Genomic DNA, 24046 nt, shown 5'->3' on the forward strand with positions numbered 1-24046 from the left:
TCAAAAGGGAGTTTTTTATAAAATAAGGTTCTGATAAATCATCGGTACTATCGATATTTTTTGTACTTTTGCGTTTTCGTATTAGGAACATTTTAAAACAATATACAGACGTGGCTGATACAAAGTATATTTTCGTAACGGGAGGAGTGATCTCCTCTTTAGGAAAAGGTATAATAGCATCTTCATTAGGTAAACTATTGCAGGCTAGAGGTTATAAGGTTACAATTCAAAAATTGGACCCCTATATTAATATTGATCCGGGGACACTGAATCCATACGAACATGGAGAGTGTTATGTGACTGTAGATGGGCATGAAGCCGATTTAGATCTAGGTCATTATGAACGTTTTTTGAATGAACCCACTCATAAAGACAATAATATAACTACGGGACGCATTTATCAAAATGTGATAAATAAAGAACGTAAAGGAGATTACTTAGGTAAAACAGTTCAGATTGTACCTCATATTACAGACGAAATACGTAGAAACATCAAGCTTCTCGGAGCTAAGTATGACTATGATTTTGTAATTACTGAAATAGGCGGAACAGTTGGAGACATAGAATCTCTACCATTCATAGAAAGTGTAAGACAATTAAGATGGGAATTAGGCAGTAAGCACTGTTGTTGCGTGCACCTTACTTACGTTCCTTATATAGCAGCCGCTGGTGAAGTTAAAACAAAACCAACCCAACATTCCGTTAAGAGCCTACAATCGTCGGGTGTACAACCTGACATGCTAGTATTACGTACAGAGCGTTCTCTAAGCAAAGACATCCTTAAGAAAGTTGCCTTGTTCTGCAATGTAGAGCCTGATGCAGTAATGCAATCTATTGACGTACCAACTATATACGAGGTTCCGATTAAAATGCAGGAACAAGGAATGGATGAAATCGTTCTTCGTAAGATGGGAATAGCAGTAGGTCCAAAACCAGAACTGAAACCATGGAGAGATTTTCTTGATAAAAAGAAAAATGCGAAGGAAACAATCAGAATTGGTATTGTAGGTAAATATGTAGAATTACATGATGCTTACAAATCGATCAATGAATCACTGTTACAAGCAGCCATATATAACGATCACAAACTCGATCTTCAATTTATACACTCTGACAAAATTACCGATGATAATGTGGCAGACAAACTAGCTGCGCTAGATGGCATCATTATTGCTCCTGGATTTGGGCAGAGAGGTATAGAAGGCAAATTTGTTGCTTTAAAATATGCTCGCGAAAACGATATGCCAACATTTGGTATATGTTTGGGTATGCAATGTATGGTAATTGAATATGCTCGTAATGTCTTAGGACTAGAGGATGCAAATTCAACAGAAATGAACACTCATACTCCTTATAAGGTAATTGACTTGATGGAAGAGCAAAAGAACATTACCAATATGGGTGGATCGATGAGATTAGGAGCATACAAATGCACCCTGAAGAAAGGTTCACTAGTGCACGAAGCATATGGCAAAACCCTTATACAAGAACGTCATCGGCATCGCTTCGAATTCAATAGTGAATATCGTAAGCAATTTGAAGATGCAGGCATGAAATGCACAGGAATAAATCCTGAGACTGACCTAGTTGAGGTTGTAGAAATACCTGGTCTAAAATGGTTCATTGGAGTACAATTCCATCCAGAATACAACAGTACGGTATTATCGCCCAATGCTTTATTTATGAGCTTTGTAAAAGCTGTAATTAAAAATAGAAAATAAGATCATTGATCTATTTTCCACTTGATAATATATTAGTAAAAGTTACTTATAGCTTAATAATATAACAGTAATGACTTACTGTGTTTAATAACAATTATTCTGCATAATAATTATATAAATCTACAGATTAATTAAGAATGGATAAAAATACAGGTATTGGCTTAGTTCTGATAGTTGCTATCGTCATGGGATTTACGTTCCTTACAAGGCCAAGTCAAGAAGAAATTGAAAGAGAAAACCGAAAAAAAGATTCGATCTCTAATGTTCAGAGAAGTCAGGTAGCTGAAGATATTGCCACAGCAGACACACAACAACCTGCTAAAGAAAAACAATCTCCCGTAACAGATTTTTTTACCGCCGGTAATTCGGTAAAGCAAGATTCCTTAGTAAGTAACTCTGCGGATTCTTTAAACTTGCTACAACCTCAGATCACATCTGATCAGCCTAAAGAACAAATAATCTCTTTAGAAAATGAGAAAATTAAGATAGATTTCACCACTAAGGGTGGACAAATGCTTAGTGCTCAACTAAAAGATTTCAAGAAATACAACGGAGACTCGCTTTACCTTTTTAATGCAGATGCAAATCTATCTCTACAATTGGTGAATAAGCAAGGAGTTGCGTTAAATACCGACAAAGCATTATTCACACCTATTAAAAGTTCTTCTGATGCTAATCAGACACTTGTAATGCGTATGAATTATACTGACACAGAGTATATTGATTTCATATATTCGCTTGCTGCTGACAGCTATATGATGAAATTTGACATTGCTGTTGTAGGTATGCAAAATATTCTAAGTGTAGATTGTCTTGAAAAGTTTAAACTTAATTGGACTCAAAAGCTTCACAGACAAGAGAAAAGCGAAAAGAACGAACAAAGATACACTCGTGTACACTATAAAGGAACTGATGGCAGCTTTGAAGAATTGAGCGAAAGTAGCAATGACAATAAAGAAATTCCAACAGGAGCCAGATGGGTTGCCTTTAAAAATCAATTTTTCGCAACTACTTTAATTGCGGACAACGAATTTACATCTCCCTCTTTACACTCTAAAGTACTTCAGTCGCCAGATTACTTGAAAGATGTAGAAGCAACTCTATACTTTAAGCCAGTAGTAGACAACACAGGTACACTAAGAGGTGGATTCAGATACTTCCTTGGACCATTAGATTATTACATGCTGAAAGGCTACGATGATGGTCAAAAAGATGCTTTACAACAATTAGATTTAGATAAATTAATCCCACTTGGATGGACTTTATTCCGTATTATTAATCAATACTTTATAATTCCATTATTCAACCTGCTAGCTTCTACAGGAATGCAAATGGGGTTAGTAATACTATTATTGACACTAATCGTTAAATTGATTATATCTCCATTGACATATAAATCGTTTATGTCTTCTGCCAAGATGAGAGTTCTAAAACCTCAGGTAGACGAATTAAACGAAAAATATCCAGGTCAAGAGAAAGCGATGGAGAGACAAAAAGCAGTAATGGCACTATATAGTCAGGCGGGAGTTAACCCGATGAGTGGTTGTATACCTATGCTTCTACAAATGCCTATATTATTGGCTCTATTCTCATTCTTCCCATCATTAATAGAACTGCGTCAACAAAGTTTCCTATGGGCTGATGACCTTTCGACATATGATGCAATAATCGAATGGAATACAAACATCCCTTATATCTCATCTTGGCTAGGTAACCATATCAGTTTATTCTGTATTCTTATGACTGTTACTAATATTGTCTATACAAAATTCAATATGGATGCTACAAATACCGGACAACAACAAATGCCGGGTATGAAGTGGATGATGATGTTGATGCCTATCGTATTCTTCTTTGTATTGAATAACTATCCTTCGGGACTTACTTATTATTACTTCTTGTCAACATTGATGACAATATTAATAACATTAGCTTGTCGTTACTTTATTGATGAAGAAAAAGTATTAGCTAAACTAGAAGAGAATAAAAAGAAACCTAAGAAAAAAGGATTTATGTCTCGTCTACAAGAGCAAGCTGAACAAGCTCAACGTGTACAACAGCAACAAGGTAAAGGACAAAACAAAAAGAAGAAAAAGTAATTCTTACTTTATATATACAAGAAAGCGAAGCTATAAATATAGCTTCGCTTTTTTTATCAGAATATCCTATTTAATAATAACTGGCTTTAAAATAAGACTCTTCATAAAAAAAGCGAGAATTATATGTATTATAATTCTCGCTTTTTGTATTTAGTATATTCGAATTCCTATTTTATTCATCCGAATCAAAATCCCATTCATCAAAGAATGAATCGTCAATGAAATCATCTAAATCACGACGGTCTTTTTTAGTTGGACGACCAGCACCTCTATCTCTATCTATGAATCCACTAACTTTGCTTAGCTCTAAAATTTCATATTCAGACTGAGGAGTAGCATCTTCCATAAATTGAGGTACAAGTTTTGCACCCATACGTTTTTCGCTTAAATCTAAAACTTTAAAAGAATAGGTTATAGGAGGTTTCTTTATTTGTATAACATCGCCAACCCTAATCATTCTTGAAGGCTTTATATTGGTTCCCTGAATCATTATACGCCCTTTTTTACAGGCTTCAACAGCTAGGGTTCGTGTCTTAAAAAGACGAACAGCCCATAACCACTTATCAATTCTAACTTCAGTTTTTTCTTCTTTCATAACTCTAGCTATAAATGTAGTTCAGCGATACAAATAGAATACTTACTAATAATAAAACAGACCGATGATCTTATTTATTATTAAATTGATTCATCGTATTTTGTAATCCTGCCAAACAAAAACTTTTAATAATATCTTCACACATTTCGAAACGTTCGGACAATGCCTTTTCTTCTTCGTCATCAAACTGACCTAACACATAATCTACCTGTCCACCTTTGGGAAAATCATTCCCAATTCCAAAACGTAAACGTGCATAGTTTTGTGTACCAAGTATTGACTGAATGCTTTTTAAGCCATTGTGCCCTGCATCGCTGCCCTTTCCTTTCAAACGAAGAGAACCGAAAGGTAAAGCTAAATCATCAACAATCACCAATAGATTTTCTACAGGTATTTTTTCGGCTTGCATCCAATAACGGATAGCATTACCGCTCAAATTCATATAAGTAGAAGGTTTCAGCAGTATAAGAGTTTTACCTTTGACTTTCAATTCCGAAGTTTCTCCGTATCGTCTATCCGTAAAAACAATATTGGACGCTTTAGCTAAAGCGTCCAATACTCTGAATCCTATATTGTGGCGGGTATAGTGGTATTCGCTACCAATATTACCCAAACCGGCAATCAAGTATTTCATTAAATAGATTATTTTATTATTTGCCTTTAGCAGCAAGACCTCTTGCAGCACGAGTCAATTGAACGCGACATACAACCGCATTCTTTGCATTTAATAATTCTAATCCGTCGAAGTTTAATTCTCCAACTTGTACTGATTTTCCTAAAGCTAAGTGCTCAATGTTTATGTGCAATTTCTCAGGAACTTGAGTGTAAAGAGCTTTTACTTTCAATTTACGGCTATCAAGTGATAATTTACCCCCAGCTTTCACACCTTCAGCCAAACCATCTAATACAACAGGAACGTCGATTACGATTGGTTGGTTTTCGAATACGTGAAGAAAGTCTAAGTGAAGAATTGCATCTGTCACTGGATGTACTTGGATGTCTTTAAGAATTGCTTTGTACGCTTTTCCGTCAAGAGAAAGGTCTACCAAGAAAATCTCAGGAGTGTAAATCAATTTACGTACATCGCTAACTTGTACACTAAAGTGAATTGCTTCAGTTGAATTCTCTCCACCATAGATTACTGCTGGTATAGCATCTTGTTTACGAAAAGCTTTAGTAGCTTTTTTTCCTAGATCAGTTCTTAGTGATCCTTTTAGTTCAAATGTTTTCATTTTTTAATTTTAAATTGTGTTACTCAAATTAAGGATTGCTTCCTTATCCCCATCACACGGGCTTTACAGAAAAGCGACTGCAAAGATAATTGATTATTTATTAAGAACAAATACAATAACCGCCTTATTTACAAATAAGAAGTATCATAAATGTACTTTGCTTTATTTTTCTTATAAACTACTATCATTTTTCAACGAATGGATAAAGCCTAAACCTTACCTGTTCATTTCACGTAGCTTTATTTTAGTTAGCACCTGCTTTGTATTCAAAGGAAAATCAGCATCCATCATCCATGCATAAAAACTTGGTTCAGCTCTTAAAATTTCTGATACAGGCTTTCCTTTATGCTTTCCGAAATTGAATACTTCTATTCCATTTTCATTTCTAATTATACGCCCAGCAAGATCAACATTATCATTAAAGAATGAATACTCTTCCGCCAATTTAGCAATATCATTAGGCAAATCAGGATAACGATCTAACTGTGCTTTGAAAACTTCATAGGTAGCCAAAGTGTCAGCTTCTGCCGAATGGGCATCTTCTAAACTCTTATCACAGTAAAACTTATAAGCAGCCTCTAATGTACGTTGTTCTTTTTTATGGAAAATAATCTGTACATCAATAAACTTTCTCTTCGAAAAATCAATATCCACCCCTACCCTAAGAAACTCTTCCGAAAGTAATGGAATATCAAAGCGGCTCGAATTAAAACCAGCCAAGTCACAGCCTTCGATCTGATCTGCCAAAGACTTAGCGATCTGACGAAAGGTAGGTGCATCTTTCACATCCTCATCTGTAATACCATGTATATCTGATGATTCTTTTGGAATTGGCATCTCCGGATTAATACGCTTTGTTTTTAGCTCTTCTTTACCATTTGGAAAAACTTTGAGATAAGAAATTTCAACAATTCTATCACGAGTTGTATTTGTACCTGTAGTTTCCAGATCAAAAAACACAATCGGATTTTTTAGATTTAGTTCCATAAAGTAAACTGTATTATTGAAGCAAAAACTTTACCACTCCTATAATCTTTAAAGAGTGATAAAGCTTATTATTTGCTTATTATATTATCAATATTAATCGAATAAAGGTCGTAACCCTTTTTATTGCTTTAGTTAGTAAATAACTATGAAATTGCAGCAATAGAAAAATTAATGATACTAAAATTCCGTTTATCATGAGAAAAACAGATCTAAACGAATTTAGTCGTTTAGCATCATCGGCATCAAAAGCATAAGAAGATCTTCAGTATCTCCTTTTTCAACAGGGAAAATAAGTCCTGCACGTGAAGGATCAGATAATTCAACGGAAACTTCGGTTGCTGGAATATTATTTAGTATCTCAATCAAGAAATTCGATTTAAATCCGATATTCATTGCAGTACCTTCGTATTGACAAGGAATCGTTTCTTCAGCAGCTGTTGAGAAATCAATATCTTGCGCCGAAACCAACAATTTATTATCAGACAATTGAAGTTTCACCAAACTACTTGCTGGATTAGAGAATACAGATACACGTTTCAGAGCATTCAAAAAAGCCAATCTATCCAAAATAACTTTGTTCGGATTATTTTGAGGTATTACCGAATTGTAATTCGGATAGCGTCCTTCTATAAAACGACAAGTCATTGTATAACTCGACATGGTTATGTATGCATTGTTTTCATCAAACTTGATAGAAACAACTTCTGACTCTTTAGGTAAAATACTTTTCAGTAAGTTAGCAGGTTTCTTTGGCAAAATAAAAGATGCTCTTTCAGATCCTTGTACTGACAATGTTTTGCTACGAACGAGTTTATGACCATCTGAAGCAACAAATGTCAAGTCTTCGGTAGTTATATCAAAGTAGATACCATTCATCACAGGACGAAGCTCATCATCAGCACTTGCAAACAACGTTCTGTTGATAGCTGTACATAAAATCTGAGGGTCAATCGACAAGCTGATAGCTGTATCTTTTAATTCTTTTGGTTGTGGATATTCTTCCCCACTTTGTCCAATAAAATTATACTTTCCGTTGTGGAAATATATAAATATTTCAAGATTGTCATCATTTATCTCGAAAGTAAGTGGCTGATCGGGAAGCTCTTTCAATGGATCTAATAAATTACGAGCATTGATTGCTAATTTGCCCGCACCCTCAACCTCATTTACTTCTAATGAAGTTACAAGACGAGTTTCTGTATCTGCAGCTGTAAGCGTCAACGTGGAATCATTAAGCTCCAATAAGAAACAATCTAAAATAGGCAATGTATTTTTTGAATTGATCACCTTGCTAATTGACTGAAGATGACTCAGCAAAGCAGTACTAGATACAACAAATCTCATATAATGTTGGTTTTATTAAGTTACGTTTTATTACTAACAAAAGTAACGATATTTTTTATAAGAACAAAAAGTATGATTACAGACCCTTTTATTGTTTTTGAAAAATAATAAAACCAGTCATAAATACATTCCAAAATAATAAATATTTTAGAACTCTGTTTATTCCATACCGTTAAGATATTCTATTTTCGCCCCACAAGATACAAAAAGAGACCTATTTTTCAATAGATCTCTTCTCTTTATTTTATTTTTAGTGACGTAAATATTTATTTAAACGATTTCTCATTTAATACACTAAATTCTTTATCCTTATCAGCTCTCATAGATACAGAAATAACATCCCATTGAGTAGGCCAACCTCCGAAGATAGCTCCAAATCTTACAATCTTAATAGCATGAAGACCTTTTGCTAATGCGATAGATTTATCAGCACGCGAAAATCTACGAGCTGTATCTTTCCCATTATCGTTAGTTATCAATTGTTTTCCGTCAATCCACAACTCCGAATCTGTGCTGAAGTAATACACTCCATCCTCCGGAATATCCACATATCCTGTTAAAATAGTACTGTAAAAGTCATTAGGATATACTTCTACATAATCATTAACTCGATGTTTCGTTTTTTGTGGAGATGCAACATATTCAACCTCATCTGGAGTTTTGCCCTCTAAATCTGACATCTTACGTGCCACTCCTTTAAAATGTTCTGCTTTCAAGCCTGCTTTTTCGCCAGCAGCTTTTTGAACAGCAGGAGCAGGAGATTGTTTCTCAATAGTTATTGTTCTGGTTTCTCCCATTTTTTCCGATACTAATACTGTACGGATTTTCAAAGTTGTATTTTCTTTGAAAGTCAATGGTTTTTCATAAACAGCAGATGCCAAAGTAGGCTCTGTCCCATCCGTAGTATATACAAATTTTACAGGCATTGAGGTCTTAAATTCAAGAGTTGTAGAATCTAAAAACACAACAAAATTAGCAGAAGGCGTTGTTTGTTCAGGATTAGGAATAAAGTAATTAATACCATGGAAATCTAAACGTACCAACTGATTATTCATTCTACGTTCAAAATCTTTATAGTCTTTTTTATCCTTAGCTGACCAATTAACTTCTGCCACTGCAATAATACGTGGGAAAGTCATATTCTCCATACGATCAGTATCGTACATATATTCTGCCCAAACATTACCTTGAGCACCTAAGATATGATGTTTTTTATCATCTGCGATTTTCTCAGGGATAGGCTCATAATCATAAGTCTTTTCCAAAGTAAGTAATCCGCCAATAGTAACAGGTAATATTTTAGAATCCCCTTGATATTTATCTAAATACAACCATCCACCAGGAGTCATAATTACATCATGTCCCATGTTAGCAGCAGCAATACCACCCTCTTCGCCTCTCCAGCTCATTACAGCAGCCGTTGGAGCCAATCCTCCTTCAAGAATTTCATCCCAACCTATCATTTTCTTATTATGTTTCAATAAGACTTTTTCCATACGTTGTACGAAATAACTTTGCAGTCTTTCTTCAGCACTATGCTCTTTATCAGATTTCAAACCAAGTTCTTTAATACGAGCCTGACATTTTGGACATTTTTCCCATCTGATTTTAGGACACTCATCGCCTCCTATGTGGAAATAATCACTTTCGAATAATGGGATTACTTCTTCAATAACATCTGTAAGGAACTGAAATACTGAATCATTTCCTGCACAATACACATCATTTGCAACTCCCCAAATATTACGCACTTCGAAAGGACCTCCTGTACAAGACAACTCAGGATAAGCCGCCAATGCCGCAACACCATGCCCAGGAAGTTCTATTTCTGGAATTACCTCAATAAAACGTTCTTTTGCATAAGCCACTATTTCTTTAACTTGATCTTGAGTATAAAAATAAGGTCCATAAGTACTACCATCACCTTCTACACGTTTTGATCCTATTTCAGTTAATTTAGGATATTTCTTTATTTCGATACGCCATGCTTGATCTTCTGTCAAATGCCAATGAAAAGTATTTATCTTGAACATTGCCAATACATCTAACTGTTTTTTCAGGAAGTCTACATCAGCAAAGTGACGACATACATCAAGATGCTGTCCACGATAAGGAAAACGAGGTTCATCTTTAATACTCACATTAGGCACTTTCCATGCTATGTATTTTATCAATGTCGGACTTTCAATTTCAGCAGGCAACAATTGCATTACTGTTTGCATAGCATAAAATACTCCTTGTGGAGTTTTAGCTTTTATATCTATACCTTTTTCTGTCACTTCTAACAAATAACCTTCGTCATTTACAGCTATATCTTTATCAAGATTAAGGCTGATGAAGTTAGAACTCGGAACTCCAGTTTTGATATCTAAATCATAACCTGTTGAATTCTTAATTTTAGCAGCAAAGTAAGACGCAACTTTATCTAAGGAAGGATCATTTACTGCAAATACCGCAGATTTTGTAAGTTCGAAGTTTCCTTCATTTTGTTTTAACTCCAGTGGTATTGGAGTAACGTTTATGCCCTCATTATAAGGCTTCTGAATAGGTGTTTCAGTACTACCACAAGATGACACTAACATGGCTAATGCCACAGTGCATACTGGTATAAGTTTTTTCAACATAGATAATATTTTTAGTTATTTAATCAAGGTTAACTACACGTATATGTTATTTAACAATCGATCAGAATGCTAAGATAATCAAAAATGACATATAGCATTACCTACAAAAAGCCCTTTATGTTATATAACATAGGTAGAGGCTTTCTTAATCATCAAAACAAATATAATCTTCATGAAAAAAGAGGGGAATCTACTAAAAGACCTCCCCCCTTATTGTATAAATTAGATTATAACTTTCTATCGATTTAGATAGCGTTAATTTCTTTCAATACATTATTAGTTTTACGGACTGCAGATGCAGATGCTTCGAATTTTTCTTTTTCTTCTGCTGTAAGTTTAAGGTCGATAATTTTCTCCCAACCGTTTTTACCTAATACAACAGGCACACCAATACAAATATCGTTTTGTCCGTATTCACCTTCTAGGCTAACACAACATGGAACAACTTTCTTTTGATCGTGAATAATAGATTCTACAACTGCTGCTCCTGCTGCTCCTGGTGCATACCAAGCCGAAGTACCCAACAAACCTGTTAGAGTGGCTCCACCAACCATAGTATCAGCAACAACTTTATCTAAAGCTTCTTTTGATAAAAGATCTGATACTGGAATACCTTTATAAGTAGCTAAGCGAGCCACAGGAATCATTGTAGTATCACCATGTCCACCAATAACCATACCTTCTACTTCAGTAGGGTTAACACCCAAAGCTTCACTCAAATAATATTTGAAACGTGAACTATCTAAAGCTCCTCCCATACCTACAATACGGTGTTTTGGAAGACCAGTAACTTTAGAAGCTAAATAAGTCATTGTATCCATTGGATTGGAAATAATAACCAAAATAGCATTAGGTGAATATTTTAGAATATTTTCAGCAACACTCTTCACAATACCTGCATTTACACCGATCAACTCTTCGCGAGTCATACCTGGTTTGCGAGGAATACCTGATGTGATAACCACTACATCCGAATTAGCTGTTGCAGCATAATCATTAGTAACACCTTTGATTCTTGAACTGAACTCAAGCAATTGAGCTGTTTGGTTCATATCCATTGCTTTTCCTTCGGCAACACCTTCTTTTACATCAAGCATTATTACTTCGTCAGCAATTTTTTTAAATGCGAGTACATTTGCACAAGTGGCTCCGACATTACCGGCTCCCACAACTGTTACTTTAGACATGATAATTTTGTTTTATAGTTATAAATTAGATTACATGTAAATTATTCGAAATACTTTACCATTAAGTTTAAGTGATAAACAGCATCTATTTCGAATAGATAAACAAAAGTAATTTGTTATTTGCAATAAAGGAACTATTTCAGGGCTAAATTTCGATTCAATTATTAAAAAATATTGACAAGAAGTTTTCCCCTAGAAAACGTTTTTCTAACCACCAATCATTCCTTATATGCTTTTGTAACTTCCCTTGCAAACCAATTACTATTTCGATATTTCCTTCGAATAATAATTTACTAATTGACAGCCATGCATTTTGCTAAAGGAAAGGCTAATTCGTGAAAAAATTTGTTCCGGCTAGGCTCTCTCACACATTTTATTAATATATTTGTATATAAAGTCTAACATATTAAAAGAAGTAAGAAAGTAAAGTTATATGGAACAGAATACAAAACCTTCGACAAGAAATACAAAGATATTAATTGCCATCATAGTGGGTTTAATTGTAGGAATGGGAGTTGCAGCATATTTTATATTCAAACAAAATACTCAGCTTGAAGAAATGCAACAAGTCAATGAAATCTCTAAACAAAAACTTGAAGATGAATACGAGAGCATTGACACTCAATATGAAGGATTCAAAATTTCTATAAAAAACGATTCTCTTTTCCAACAACTAAGCAATGAGCAAGCCAAGGTTCAACGATTGAGGGAAGAGCTTCGTACAGTAAAAGCTACTGATAAAGCTGAAATAGGTAGGTTGAATAACGAACTTAGCAGCTTAAGAAAAATTCTTAAGTCATATATTGTACAAATAGACTCTTTAAACAGAGCTAACGAGAGACTAGTACAACAGAATAAAGAAATAACGAACAAGTATCAAGAAACGAGCAAAACTCTAAATAAGGTTTCACAAGAAAGAGCTAACCTTACCGAAAAAGTAACACGGGCAGCCAAGCTTGACGCAACAGGCATAAGCGTAGCAGCAACCAACTCAAAAGGTAAAGTACAAAAGAAGATAAAGAGTGTAGAGCAACTAGTTGTCTCATTCACTATCACTAAGAACATTACAGCTGAACCGGGCGAAAGAACTATATATGTTCGAATAATGAAACCCGATGACGATATTCTTGTAAAAAACAGAGCCAATACCTTTCCTTTTGAAAACAGAGAAATTCAGTACTCTATCAAAAGAGTTATCGAATATGGAGGCGAAGAAGTACCCGTTACTTTATATTGGAAAGTAGAAGAGTATTTAATGCCTGGAACTTATCGAGTAGATTTGTTTGCTGATGGTAGCCTGATAGGTTCACGATCGTTTTCTCTTGAAAAATAAAGAGTAATTCTACCTTTTACAACTAATTAATCTAAAAGTATGATATTAGAATTTTTCAAATATATTAGAGAAGAAGCCAAACCTAATCAATGGGGCATTGAGGGGAAAGACGGCGATTTGGTGAGATTCGACAATATCAACCTTTTCGTTGGAAAAAATGCTGTAGGAAAAAGCAGGACACTATCCGCCCTATGCGAAATAGCAACCTTATTATCTCTAAAAAAACCGGTTTCTGATCTCAAGTTTAAAGATTCCAAATATCACCTTATACTAAAAGAAGATAACATTACTTACGAATATACTATATCAATAGAAAATCGACTAATTACTGAAGAAATTCTACGAGTAAAGGGTGTCGAAAAATACAACCGAACAAAAAATATAATCTATTCACAAACTTCTCACAAGTTTGACACATTAGATATTGCTGCCACAGAACCTATTACTTCCATTCAAGATAAAGATGATGAGTATCCTTATATACCTGAAATATTCGAATGGAGTAATGCTTTGAAGAATTATGCATTTACAAATCAGTATGAGAAGAACCATCTCATTAAAGATAAAGAGGATCTGGAAAGCTCCAAGATAATAGACGACTTTTCTCCAGATAATGTCATCAAACTTTTTTTCAAAGGCAAAAATCGCTTTGGACAGTCTTTTACAGATACTATTATTTCGGATCTGCACGATATAGGTTATGATGTTACCAACATCGATCTACTAAAGAACAAACTAGGAATAGGTATATCCGTACAAGAGGAAGAACTATCCGAACCGACCCTTCAACTAGACATGTCTCAAGGGATGTTCAGAGCATTATCTTTTCTTATACAGATGGAGTTTGCTTTACTAAGCAAAATATCGGTATGCCTTCTTATTGATGATTTAGGAGAAGGCTTGGATTATGCCCGATCGAAGTCCCTTATTGATATTTTGATCTATAAAGTCAACAATTCAGATATACAGATATTTATAACTTCGAATGACCGCTATATAATGAATAAGATACCTTTAAGGTATTGGTCCGTAATAGAGCGAAAACAGAATATTTCGGTTTTTCACAACTATCATAATGCGAGAGAAATATTTGACGATTTTAAATACACAGGATTAAATAACTTTGATTTTTTAGCCACAGATTTTTATCTTCAAGGATTCAAAGACGAACAAGAGGAAGAGAAAGAAGAGGAAGAATAAAGCCGATATATGAAAAAGATTGCATTTTTTGTTGAAGGACAAACCGAGCAGGTCTTTATCAATAGGCTTGTAAAGGAGATTATTGGCTATGGAAACCTTACAGTTCTGCTAAAAAAAATATCGGGAGGAACGAATGCCCCGAAACGCGAATTTGTAAGAAATTACAGCATCTCCCTAAAATCAGAATACACTGCACTCATCTACGATTGTGGATCGGACAACCGTGTAAAATCAGAAATACTAGACAATATAAATAGCTTACGAGAGGCAGGTTACACATGCGTAGTCGGCTTAAGAGATTTATATCCATTATCTATAGAAGAATTACCCCGCCTCGAACAAGGATTAAAATTTCTACCCTACCCTCTTAAGAAAAAAGATTGTCCTTTTGATATTGTGGTTGCAGTAAGAGAGGTCGAAACTTGGTTTCTAGCAGAAAGCAGCCATTTTTTGAAAGTAGATAGAAAACTTACAGGACGATTTATCGAAAAACATCTAGGATTCAATCCAGATACGGTAAACCCCATTTCTAGAGAACACCCATCGGAAGACATAAACAAGATATATAAATTGATAGGAAGATCCTACACCAAGAAATATTGGCAAGTAGAGAAATTGGTCAATCGACTCGATTTTAATAAAATAATAAAAGATATAAGATTCAGAACTCCTTCCTTAAATGAATTGATCCAGACCATAGAACAGTTTAAAAATGGAGAGTTACAAGAATCAGTCATTCTAAGAAAAGAAAAAAGCAGCTTGAAATAAATCAAACTGCTTTTCTTATTTTAAAGAATCTGCTATTAAGCTTCTGCTTCTGTTTTAGGAACTACAGATACAAATGATCTTTCGTTCTTTTTTCTACGGAATGCAACTACTCCATCAACAAGAGCAAATAATGTATGATCTTTACCGATACCTACATTTTCACCTGGATGATGTGTTGTTCCTCTTTGACGAACGATGATGTTTCCAGCTTTTACTACTTCACCACCAAATGCTTTAACGCCTAATCGTTTACTTTCCGATTCACGGCCATTCTTCGAACTACCTACACCTTTCTTGTGTGCCATTTTCTTCTAATTTTAACTGATTAAGCAATAATATCTTTTACTGTAACTTGTGTAAATTGTTGACGGTGACCGTTCAACTTACGATATCCTTTTCTTCTTTTCTTGTGGAAAATAAGAACTTTATCGCCTTTTACTTGATCTCCAACTGTAAGGATAACTTTCGCTCCGCTTACAAAAGGTGCGCCTACTGTTACAGCACCATCTTTATCAACTAATAACACTTTCTCAATTTCAAGATCAGCACCACTATCTGCTGTTACTCTGTGAACAAACAATTTCTGATCTTTCTCAACTTTGAATTGTTGTCCTTGAATTTCTACAATTGCGTACATCTGCAATATATTTTACAAGTTATGAGCCTGAGGCGAACTATTCTTTAATAGTTTCTTATCTGCCTATTAGCAATCGGGTGTCAAAATTACAAATATTCCATTTAATATCCAACTAAAAAACAAACAACATTACAGAAAAATGTAATACTTAAAGATTTCAAATGTACAAACAATCGAAAAAATACAATAACCGCACATACCACCCCTCGAAAAAAGGAGAAAAACAAGAGAAAAACAATGAAATTTTTAACATTTAATCGTCCCTAATTGAGTTAAGATAATGTAAATAAATATACAATATTGAGTCAAAACAACACTTTAAAAGCACATTTTGAATAAAATAAGATATTAAAAAACACAGGTATATACGAATAAGAAATACAATACTATATATCAACCACATAACACAAATATCTTATAAAATAAATCTATAAAATACCTCTACATATATCAGACTTCTATATAATAAAATAGACTCAATATAGGCATTTATCATTGTGTTAAAAATGCACATTAGCTCTTTTTTCCTAATTCCTGAGAGTATATCTTTGCATTAGAGTTACACCAATCTATTAATTATAATTTATATCAAATGAACAAAAGATTTTTACAATTTCTATTAATCGCAATCACAACTGGAATCATTTTTTCGAGCTGTTCAAAAGATGAAGAATTAACAGGAACTGAATCTAATGAGCAAACTCAAATCCGTCTAACAAGTGCTATAAATCAATTAGCTACTCGTTCGACAGCCCAAAACACTCAAATTGAATCTGGTCAAGAAGTAGGTTTAGTAGTTGCTAACAACCCCTTCACTGCTGTATTATATGATAATATTAAACTTACAGCTGATGGTAGTGGAGGTTTCACTTATCCTTCTTCAATGTATTATCCTACTGATGGAGGAAAAGTTGATTTAATGGCTTATCACCCTTACAATGAATCTGTAACAGGTATTGGTTCTGCTTATACATTTGGTATTCAAGCTGATCAAACGTTAAAAGCTAATTACTTAAACTCAGACGTTCTTTTCGGATCTGTTGAACATGTTTCAAGAACAACTAGCGCAGTGCCTATTGAATTTAATCACTTATTCTCGAAACTTACATTTACTGTTAAAAAAGGAAATGGTGCAAGTTTAGAAGGATTAAGCTCTATTGAGGTGCTAGGATTAAGCAACGAAGCATTAGTCGACTTTGAAAAAAGAAGCGTTACAGCTGATGGTACCGCAACAACTATTAATGCATATAATGTACCAACTGGAACCGCAAGCGACCTCCAATTAACAGGTGCAGCTGCAATTGTAGTACCACAAACTGTGAAAGCAGGACAAACTCTACTAAGAGTTACAATTGGCGATGTTGTATATCTATACGCTCCAACAGCAGCACTAGAACTAGCAATGGGAACCGCTTATAACTACACCATTACAGTAAATATGGCTGGAATTACAGTTACATCTAGTATTGTAGATTGGCAAAATGGTGGCAACATAGACGGAGAAGGAGAAATAGCTTAAAATATACTGAATAAGAAAATAATAAAAAGGATATGGCAAATCTAGAACCATATCCTTTTTATCAACAATTGTATTTATCAGATTATGACAAAAAAACTCTACATATTATTAATAACAAGCATTTGCTTAATCTTTACATCATGCCTTAGTGATAGTGAATGCGGGAACAATGATACACTCAGAGTAAGTATTGTTGCAGATATTGCAAGCTCTAAATTGAAAACACGATCTTCAAAATCTGGATTTTCTGAAAATGACAATATCGGATTATATATGGTTGATTACGTAAATGGTATTCCCATGCCTGTTGGAACTATATCCAACTTCATGAATACTGAATATGTTTATGACGGAACTTATTGGAACAGTAAAGATACTGAAGAATTATATCTTACAACCGATCAAACCAAAGCTGATATATATGCATACTACCCATTTGATTATGAAATGAGCAGAACACCTGGAAAAGCAGATCTCAGATCCTACCCTTTCAGTGTGGAAAGCGACCAAAGCTTATCTTCTCAAAAGAGTGATTTCTTATGGGCTAAGTATAGTGAATTATCTAGTGCAAACACAATAGCAAAACTTACATTTAAACATATACTCTCTAAAATTGTCCTCAACGTAACGTATGGTAATTTAGGGAATGGTAACGAATCTGTTACAATTCATAACCTAACTCAGAATGCCCTGATCAATATGCGAACTGCAGATGTGTCTGAAGTAAAGCTCAACTCCAATAATGAGATTAAACCATATCTTCAAGATATTGCAAATGCAGGATTTGATAAAACATTTAGTGCAATCATTATTCCCCAATCTGTAGAAACTGGCACATCATTGTTTGCAATAACTTTAAATGACCAGATGTTTGCTTTCACCCTCGATAGTCCTATTAGTTTTGAGTCAGGTCTCTCTTATACTTTCAATTTAGTTATTGGAGAGGCAAATACAAGAAGCATTCAAAACACTAACATAGAACGAAAAATTTCATTAGTAGATAAGAGTTCTTTCTAATTTGATGAAAGAAAATTTGTTACACGATATATAATAACTTATATGAAAAGTTTACTAACTAAAACAATGTCACTACTTACTATTATGTTTGGTATTTTCACAATACTAAATATGACCTCGTGTGACAATATAAGTGACACCATAGATCTAGAAGAAGCTACCGAAAACACCATAACTTTATCACCCTACATAAATGAAGGGCTTACAACCAGAATGGCTGGATCTTCATTTCAGGAGAATGATGAGATTGGAGTATATGCTGTGGCCCATTTAAGCGACAATCAAATAACAGGAGATATACAAGATAGTTATGCTCCTAATATCAAACATATATATAATGGCACTACTTGGGCATTGCCTCAAGGAGCACATTTCCCTTGGGCTGGCGGTCAAACAAAAGTAGAGCTATATGCCTATTACCCATACAACCAAGCTGCGACAACCTCCAATGCGAAAAGTTATCCATTCTCGATAAAATTAGACCAAAGTACCTCAGAGTCTTATATGACAAGCGATTTCTTATGGGCGAAGTCAGAAGCTACTAGTCCTACAAAAAGTAAAATTCCTTTGTCTTTTACTCACCAAATGAGTAAGGTTATTATCAATATCAAATCAGAAAGAGATTTTACAGAAGAAGAGGTTCAAAACTTTAGTGCTAACTTTCTTAATTTGCACCTAGATGCAAAGGTTGACTTATCGTCAGGTACAGTATCAACAGCATCGGGCTCTCAAGCTAAGAATCTGATCCCACGCAAACGAAATAATCCGATAACCGGCTATGGCATCACATTTGAGGCTATAGTTCTTCCGCAAACAATTGCAGCTTCAGCAGAATTATTTGCGATAAGATCGGCTGAAGGCGCAACCCCATATACCTATAAATCAGCTAACGAGCTAATATTTAGTTCTCAAAAACAATACACATTTAATATAACAATTTCAAGAACAGGTATTTCGATAACTACTGATGATATACAAGATTGGACAACAACACCCGATATTGAAGGAAACATCAACAAGCCCGTAAAAAAAGCAATAGATATATCTAACATTAATTGGAATATTACCAGAGTATACAAGGTGATGGATAAAGGGATTCAAATTGCTGAAGTAAGCAAAGAGTACTTACTTAGCGGAACAGCAATAGATGTACAAGCAATTGTTGTATATCCAATGGATGCAAACTCTAACGCCGATCAGACTAGAGGGTTTGTTGCACAAATAATGCAAACAACATTAAACGGAAATAACGAATACGATCCTAATACTGCAATAACAACCCATGGAGGCAGTGTTAGCTGGCACAAACCAACCAACCTGATGGCTTACACAGCAGGCAAGAGTAATATCATCAACAAAGTACAAATTGATAAAAGTGATGTTTCTGCAGCTGGTGCAGATGCCATATACTCGTTGACTTTAGAACCTGATATGGTCACTGATATTGACAAAAACAGCTATGGTGTTGTAAAAATAGGCACTCAATATTGGATGCGTGAAAATCTGAAAGTAGAACATTATAGAGATGGATCTGCTGCCGAAACCTATTATTTCAACAACAGCATTGCCAATAAAGATTTACTTGGAGGACTTTATACTTGGAATACTGTAAGCAACACCAGCAACTTGGCTCCTAAAGGATGGCATATCCCAACTCATGATGAATTTAAAGCCCTGTCAATTTATACATCAGGAACTGCTACAGCACCTTATTATAATGCAGGTAAGAAGCTGAAAGCAGTAAGAATGTGGAGCACCACAGTCAATAATAGCAACATTACTGGGTTTGAAGCCTTACCAGGAGGTAGAAGACTTGATAATGGTAGTTTCAACGAAATAAACCTTTATGGTCAATGGTGGAGTACTACTGAATATAATGCAGCTTATGGAAAAAGAGTTTATATAGATTATGGTAACACTGGAGTCTGGGTAGAAGCGAACCTTCTTAAGACATATGCCGAATCGGTTAGATGTATTAGAAATTAATTCATCTCTACTCAGCAAAACAGAAGAGGTACTTATTTAATAGGTATCTCTTTTGTTTTGTTTTGTTTTGTTTTGTGTTATATAGAAAAGCCCCTGTTTTAGCAGAGGAAAGAACTAATAGGCTTCAAAAAATTTATAATTAAAAAAGAAAGAACTAATCAAGTCTGAATATTTTGTGTTATTTTTGCACAAAACATAAAGGACTGTGCAGTTTTATAGAATATGGCAATAACCAAAACAAGAAATATGTTGATTGATGTCGCCCGGCAATTATTTGCTAAGCTGGGTGTCGAAAATACAACTATGAATGACATTGCTGTTGCTTCGCACAAAGGTCGTCGCACTTTATATACTTATTTCAATAATAAAAATGAGGTATATAAGGCTGTCGTTGAGTCTGAACTCGATAAGATGATTAAAGCACTACAAGCTGTAGTCGAAAAAGATCTTCCCGCAGACGAAAAATTAATGCTGTTTTTTTATACCCGTCTCGATGCTGTAAAGAATGTTGTAGCACGTAACGGAAATCTTAGAGCCGATTTCTTCAGAGATATCTGGCGCGTGCAGAATGTCCGCAAAACATTCGATAGAAAAGAAACCGAAATTCTCAAAGAGATACTACAAAAAGGAGTGGACGAAGGAACTCTCTCAATGCCCGATGTTGACTTCACGGCTGAGATAGTGCACAATGCACTTAGAGGATTAGAGGTTCCCTACATAAGAGGACTCATCAATCCCAAAGATTCAGATAATAAGAGACGCTACCTCAACATATCGCATCTTATTTTTCAAGGAATAAAAAAGAACAAGAACTAAATCAACAAAATAAATATTCACGAGTAATTTAATATTTGATTATGAAACTTTTAGAAGGAAAAACAGCGATCATAACTGGTGCAGCCAGAGGTATCGGAAAAGCAATAGCAATAAAATATGCACAAGAAGGTGCAAACATAGCATTCACCGATCTAGCTGTTGATGATAATGCGAAACAAACAGAAAAAGAAATAGCTGCTTTAGGCGTTAAAGTTAAAGCGTATGCATCAAATGCTGCGGATTTTGACGATACACACAAAGTAGTAGATGCAATTGTAGCAGATTTCGGAAAAGTTGACATCTTAGTTAACAATGCCGGTATCACTCGCGATGGTCTTATGATGCGTATGACTGAACAACAATGGGATTTGGTTATTAATGTAAACCTAAAATCTGCATTTAACTTCATCCATGCTATTACACCTGTAATGATGAAACAAAAATCAGGAAGTATCATCAACATGAGTTCTGTTGTTGGTCTTTCAGGAAATGCTGGTCAAACTAATTACTCTGCATCAAAAGCAGGTATGATTGGTCTTGCTAAATCTATTGCAAAAGAAATAGGTTCAAGAGGAATACGTGCAAACTGTATTTGCCCAGGATTTATTATTACTGAAATGACAGGTGCATTATCTGACGATGTTAAAAAACAATGGGCAGAACAAATTCCACTTCGTCGCGGAGGTACTCCTGAAGATGTTGCTAATGTAGCAGTATTTTTAGGTTCTGATCTATCATCTTATGTTAGCGGACAAGCAATTCCTGTTTGTGGCGGTATGAATATGTAAGATCACAAACCGATTTTATTGCTTTAGCTTATATCAGTTTTATTAAATATGGCAATAATATTCGAGAGATACATTTCACTCACATAATATAAAAGACGCAAAGATTTTAATTAACTTTGCGTCTTTATTTTTTTGTCCCCAACATTATGACTGTACTATACGAAGATAATCATATCATTATTGTAAATAAAACTGTTTCGGAAATCGTACAAGGCGATAAAACAGGAGATAAGCCTCTTTCGGAAATAGTGAAAGAATGGCTTAAGGAAAAATATAACAAACCCGGGAATGTATTCTGTGGAGTAACGCATCGTTTGGATAGACCTGTTAGCGGAATCGTTGTATTTGCAAAAACAAGTAAAGCTCTTCCTCGTCTAAATAAAATGTTTCAGGATAAAGAAATAAAGAAAACTTATTGGGCTATTGTAAAAAACATTCCGAAAGAACCACAAGGGACATTAATCAATTATCTGGTTCGGAACGAGAAGCAAAATAAATCGTATGCTTACGATACGGAAAAGCCTAATTCTAAAAAAGCAATTCTACATTATAAGCTAATCTCTCAATCAGATAAATATAATCTACTTGAAGTTGATTTAGAAACAGGACGTCATCATCAAATACGTTGTCAATTAGCAAAAATGGGATGCACAATAAAAGGAGATTTAAAGTACGGAGCTGACCGATCAAATCCCGATGGAGGTATAAGTCTACACGCTCGTAACATAAGCTTTATCCACCCTGTATCTCTAGAGTTGATAGAAGTAACGGCACCCGTTCCCGAAGATAATCTATGGAAAGCTTTTGAAGCCCAATTATCCAAATAATTGACGAAATGCTTCTTCAACTTTTCTTACAGGAATAATTTCGATATTTACTTTCGCAGTAAATCCTTTCAAATTATTGTGAGGTATAAGAATCTTAGAGAAACCCAATTTTTCGGCCTCTAATATACGCTGTTCAATTCTATTGACTGGACGAATTTCACCCGACAAGCCAACTTCTCCCGACATGCAAACATGTCTTTCAACTGCAATATCAAGGCTCGAAGATAAAACTGCACTTATCACAGCCATATCTATCGCAGGATCGTTCACTTTCAATCCTCCTGCAATATTTAGGAATACATCTTTTTGTATCAATTTAAAACCTGCTCGTTTTTCAAGAACTGCAAGTAACATATTCATCCGTCGGCTATCAAAGCCCGTAGCAGACCTCTGAGGCGTTCCATAAGCGGCTGTACTCACTAAGGCTTGTGTCTCAATCAAAAATGGACGTACACCTTCAATAGCAGCAGCAATAGACACACCACTCAAGCCTTCATGATTTTGAGTCAACAACAATTCCGATGGATTACTAACTTCTCTTAATCCATTCTGGCGCATTTCGTATATGCCTAATTCAGCAGTACTACCAAATCGGTTTTTAATACCTCTCAAGATACGATACATATAATGTTGATCGCCCTCAAATTGCAATACTGTATCAACAATATGCTCTAAGACTTTAGGACCAGCAATACTACCTTCTTTATTTATATGACCGATAAGTATTACAGGGGTACTTGTTTCTTTTGCAAACTTCAAAATAGCAGCGGAACATTCTCTTACTTGAGCTACACTTCCCGGAGAAGACTCAATTCCCTCCGTAAATATGGTCTGAATAGAATCTATTACAACCAATTCTGGTTTTGTGTTTTGTATATGAACAAAAATTTGTTGCAGATTCGTTTCACATACTATATAGCAATTCTGGCTCTTTTCGTTTATGCGGTCAGCTCTCAATTTAAGTTGACGTACACTCTCCTCTCCCGACACATATAATGTTTTCAGAGAATTTAGATTCAATACCGTTTGTAAAATTAAAGTTGACTTCCCTATGCCAGGTTCTCCTCCTAAGAGAATCAACGAACCGGGTACTAAACCACCTCCTAAAACACGATTAAGTTCTCCATCGTTAAGATCTAAACGAGGCTCTTCACCTGTTTTTACATCTTGTAACAACATAGGTTTAGCCTTTGGCGAATCGAATAAAGTATCAGTACGCCTACTATTGCTTTCTTTAGCTATGAGCTCTTCTACATAGGTATTCCATTCTCCACAAATAGGGCATTTCCCCAACCATTTAGCTGAGTCATTACCACAATTACTACAAACATATACAGATTTGGTCTTAGCCATTATTTACAGACGA

21 protein-coding genes are annotated in these 24046 nt (G+C 34.8%); 11 read left to right on the top strand and 10 right to left on the bottom strand.

The features are described from left to right. Positions 1-110: 110 nt before the first annotated feature. Complete coding sequence (locus HGC4_RS06805) at positions 111-1721, top strand: CTP synthase (protein ID WP_050709373.1); 1611 nt, start codon at positions 111-113, stop codon at positions 1719-1721. A gap of 137 nt (positions 1722-1858) precedes the next feature. Beyond that, on the top strand, positions 1859-3820 hold the full coding sequence (yidC, locus tag HGC4_RS06810; RefSeq protein ID WP_050709374.1) for a membrane protein insertase YidC: 1962 nt from the start codon (positions 1859-1861) through the stop codon (positions 3818-3820). Between the two features lie 172 nt (positions 3821-3992). Here the strand turns inward: yidC and HGC4_RS06815 are convergent, their stop codons facing one another. From HGC4_RS06815 to mdh, 7 genes are all read right to left on the bottom strand, one after another. Next, positions 3993-4415, bottom strand: coding sequence for an RNA-binding S4 domain-containing protein (locus HGC4_RS06815; RefSeq protein ID WP_050709375.1), 423 nt, complete (start codon positions 4413-4415; stop codon positions 3993-3995). Between the two features lie 70 nt (positions 4416-4485). Then, a complete protein-coding gene (gene pth, locus HGC4_RS06820) occupies positions 4486-5049 on the bottom strand; it encodes an aminoacyl-tRNA hydrolase (RefSeq protein WP_050709376.1) in 564 nt (187 codons plus the stop codon). A 16-nt stretch (positions 5050-5065) separates the two neighbouring features. After that, positions 5066-5647 (bottom strand): 50S ribosomal protein L25/general stress protein Ctc, encoded by a 582-nt coding sequence (locus tag HGC4_RS06825; protein WP_050709377.1) that lies wholly within the window; start codon positions 5645-5647, stop codon positions 5066-5068. A gap of 216 nt (positions 5648-5863) precedes the next feature. Further along, on the bottom strand, positions 5864-6634 hold the full coding sequence (locus HGC4_RS06830) for a 3'-5' exonuclease (protein WP_050709378.1): 771 nt from the start codon (positions 6632-6634) through the stop codon (positions 5864-5866). A 219-nt stretch (positions 6635-6853) separates the two neighbouring features. Then, positions 6854-7978, bottom strand: a complete 1125-nt coding sequence (dnaN, locus tag HGC4_RS06835) for a DNA polymerase III subunit beta (RefSeq protein WP_050709379.1) — start codon at positions 7976-7978, stop codon at positions 6854-6856. 266 nt (positions 7979-8244) lie between these two features. Continuing rightward, positions 8245-10602 (bottom strand): family 20 glycosylhydrolase, encoded by a 2358-nt coding sequence (locus HGC4_RS06840; protein ID WP_050709380.1) that lies wholly within the window; start codon positions 10600-10602, stop codon positions 8245-8247. A 245-nt stretch (positions 10603-10847) separates the two neighbouring features. Next, positions 10848-11789 carry a malate dehydrogenase gene (gene mdh, locus HGC4_RS06845; protein WP_050709381.1) on the bottom strand — a complete coding sequence of 314 codons (942 nt, stop codon included), beginning with the start codon at positions 11787-11789 and terminating at the stop codon, positions 10848-10850. A 433-nt stretch (positions 11790-12222) separates the two neighbouring features. On the opposite strand from mdh, the gene HGC4_RS06850 reads away from it, so the two are divergent. From HGC4_RS06850 to HGC4_RS06860, 3 genes are read left to right on the top strand one after another with little or no spacing between them, the layout of a single operon-like run. Continuing rightward, the gene (locus HGC4_RS06850; protein WP_050709382.1) at positions 12223-13122 is read left to right on the top strand and encodes a hypothetical protein; all 900 of its coding nucleotides are present in this window, start codon (positions 12223-12225) and stop codon (positions 13120-13122) included. Positions 13123-13161: 39 nt separating this feature from the next. Then, entirely contained in the window at positions 13162-14322 is a 1161-nt protein-coding gene (locus HGC4_RS06855) for an AAA family ATPase (RefSeq protein WP_050709383.1), read from the top strand. 9 nt (positions 14323-14331) lie between these two features. After that, positions 14332-15090, top strand: coding sequence for a DUF4276 family protein (locus tag HGC4_RS06860; RefSeq protein ID WP_050709384.1), 759 nt, complete (start codon positions 14332-14334; stop codon positions 15088-15090). 35 nt (positions 15091-15125) lie between these two features. Here the strand turns inward: HGC4_RS06860 and rpmA are convergent, their stop codons facing one another. Together rpmA and rplU are read right to left on the bottom strand one after the other, a co-directional pair. Beyond that, positions 15126-15395, bottom strand: coding sequence for a 50S ribosomal protein L27 (gene rpmA / locus HGC4_RS06865; protein WP_050709385.1), 270 nt, complete (start codon positions 15393-15395; stop codon positions 15126-15128). A 20-nt stretch (positions 15396-15415) separates the two neighbouring features. Further along, on the bottom strand, positions 15416-15727 hold the full coding sequence (rplU, locus tag HGC4_RS06870) for a 50S ribosomal protein L21 (protein ID WP_050709386.1): 312 nt from the start codon (positions 15725-15727) through the stop codon (positions 15416-15418). 592 nt (positions 15728-16319) lie between these two features. Here rplU and HGC4_RS06875 point away from each other — a divergent pair. From HGC4_RS06875 to HGC4_RS06900, 6 genes are all read left to right on the top strand, one after another. Continuing rightward, entirely contained in the window at positions 16320-17246 is a 927-nt protein-coding gene (locus tag HGC4_RS06875) for a fimbrillin family protein (RefSeq protein ID WP_050709387.1), read from the top strand. Between the two features lie 84 nt (positions 17247-17330). Beyond that, positions 17331-18263, top strand: coding sequence for a fimbrillin family protein (locus HGC4_RS06880; protein WP_050709388.1), 933 nt, complete (start codon positions 17331-17333; stop codon positions 18261-18263). 42 nt (positions 18264-18305) lie between these two features. Then, entirely contained in the window at positions 18306-20249 is a 1944-nt protein-coding gene (locus HGC4_RS06885) for a fimbrillin family protein (RefSeq protein ID WP_082204103.1), read from the top strand. 222 nt (positions 20250-20471) lie between these two features. Continuing rightward, positions 20472-21065 carry a TetR/AcrR family transcriptional regulator gene (locus tag HGC4_RS06890; RefSeq protein WP_050709390.1) on the top strand — a complete coding sequence of 198 codons (594 nt, stop codon included), beginning with the start codon at positions 20472-20474 and terminating at the stop codon, positions 21063-21065. Positions 21066-21106: 41 nt separating this feature from the next. Next, positions 21107-21853, top strand: coding sequence for a 3-oxoacyl-[acyl-carrier-protein] reductase (fabG, locus tag HGC4_RS06895; RefSeq protein ID WP_050709391.1), 747 nt, complete (start codon positions 21107-21109; stop codon positions 21851-21853). A 146-nt stretch (positions 21854-21999) separates the two neighbouring features. Further along, entirely contained in the window at positions 22000-22680 is a 681-nt protein-coding gene (locus tag HGC4_RS06900) for an RluA family pseudouridine synthase (protein ID WP_050709392.1), read from the top strand. On the opposite strand, the gene radA is transcribed toward HGC4_RS06900, so the two are convergent. Continuing rightward, a complete protein-coding gene (radA, locus tag HGC4_RS06905) occupies positions 22669-24033 on the bottom strand; it encodes a DNA repair protein RadA (RefSeq protein WP_050709393.1) in 1365 nt (454 codons plus the stop codon). The two genes, HGC4_RS06900 and radA, sit on opposite strands and share 12 nt — an antisense overlap. Positions 24034-24046 lie beyond the last annotated feature (13 nt).

This window comes from Dysgonomonas sp. HGC4 (assembly GCF_001261715.1).
Taxonomy (GTDB): Bacteria; Bacteroidota; Bacteroidia; order Bacteroidales; family Dysgonomonadaceae; genus Dysgonomonas_A.

Bases quoted from the DNA above. Each gene is read 5' to 3' on its own strand.
- HGC4_RS06850 (WP_050709382.1), top strand. From the start codon at position 12,223: ATGGAACAGAATACAAAACCTTCGACAAGAAATACAAAGATATTAATT.
- HGC4_RS06880 (WP_050709388.1), top strand. From the start codon at position 17,331: ATGACAAAAAAACTCTACATATTATTAATAACAAGCATTTGCTTAATC.
- radA (WP_050709393.1), bottom strand. From the start codon at position 24,033: ATGGCTAAGACCAAATCTGTATATGTTTGTAGTAATTGTGGTAATGAC.
- HGC4_RS06830 (WP_050709378.1), bottom strand. From the start codon at position 6,634: ATGGAACTAAATCTAAAAAATCCGATTGTGTTTTTTGATCTGGAAACT.
- yidC (WP_050709374.1), top strand. From the start codon at position 1,859: ATGGATAAAAATACAGGTATTGGCTTAGTTCTGATAGTTGCTATCGTC.
- HGC4_RS06825 (WP_050709377.1), bottom strand. From the start codon at position 5,647: ATGAAAACATTTGAACTAAAAGGATCACTAAGAACTGATCTAGGAAAA.
- HGC4_RS06890 (WP_050709390.1), top strand. From the start codon at position 20,472: ATGGCAATAACCAAAACAAGAAATATGTTGATTGATGTCGCCCGGCAA.
- HGC4_RS06875 (WP_050709387.1), top strand. From the start codon at position 16,320: ATGAACAAAAGATTTTTACAATTTCTATTAATCGCAATCACAACTGGA.
- HGC4_RS06860 (WP_050709384.1), top strand. From the start codon at position 14,332: ATGAAAAAGATTGCATTTTTTGTTGAAGGACAAACCGAGCAGGTCTTT.
- HGC4_RS06900 (WP_050709392.1), top strand. From the start codon at position 22,000: ATGACTGTACTATACGAAGATAATCATATCATTATTGTAAATAAAACT.
- fabG (WP_050709391.1), top strand. From the start codon at position 21,107: ATGAAACTTTTAGAAGGAAAAACAGCGATCATAACTGGTGCAGCCAGA.
- HGC4_RS06885 (WP_082204103.1), top strand. From the start codon at position 18,306: ATGAAAAGTTTACTAACTAAAACAATGTCACTACTTACTATTATGTTT.
- mdh (WP_050709381.1), bottom strand. From the start codon at position 11,789: ATGTCTAAAGTAACAGTTGTGGGAGCCGGTAATGTCGGAGCCACTTGT.
- rplU (WP_050709386.1), bottom strand. From the start codon at position 15,727: ATGTACGCAATTGTAGAAATTCAAGGACAACAATTCAAAGTTGAGAAA.
- rpmA (WP_050709385.1), bottom strand. From the start codon at position 15,395: ATGGCACACAAGAAAGGTGTAGGTAGTTCGAAGAATGGCCGTGAATCG.
- HGC4_RS06840 (WP_050709380.1), bottom strand. From the start codon at position 10,602: ATGTTGAAAAAACTTATACCAGTATGCACTGTGGCATTAGCCATGTTA.
- HGC4_RS06815 (WP_050709375.1), bottom strand. From the start codon at position 4,415: ATGAAAGAAGAAAAAACTGAAGTTAGAATTGATAAGTGGTTATGGGCT.
- dnaN (WP_050709379.1), bottom strand. From the start codon at position 7,978: ATGAGATTTGTTGTATCTAGTACTGCTTTGCTGAGTCATCTTCAGTCA.
- pth (WP_050709376.1), bottom strand. From the start codon at position 5,049: ATGAAATACTTGATTGCCGGTTTGGGTAATATTGGTAGCGAATACCAC.
- HGC4_RS06855 (WP_050709383.1), top strand. From the start codon at position 13,162: ATGATATTAGAATTTTTCAAATATATTAGAGAAGAAGCCAAACCTAAT.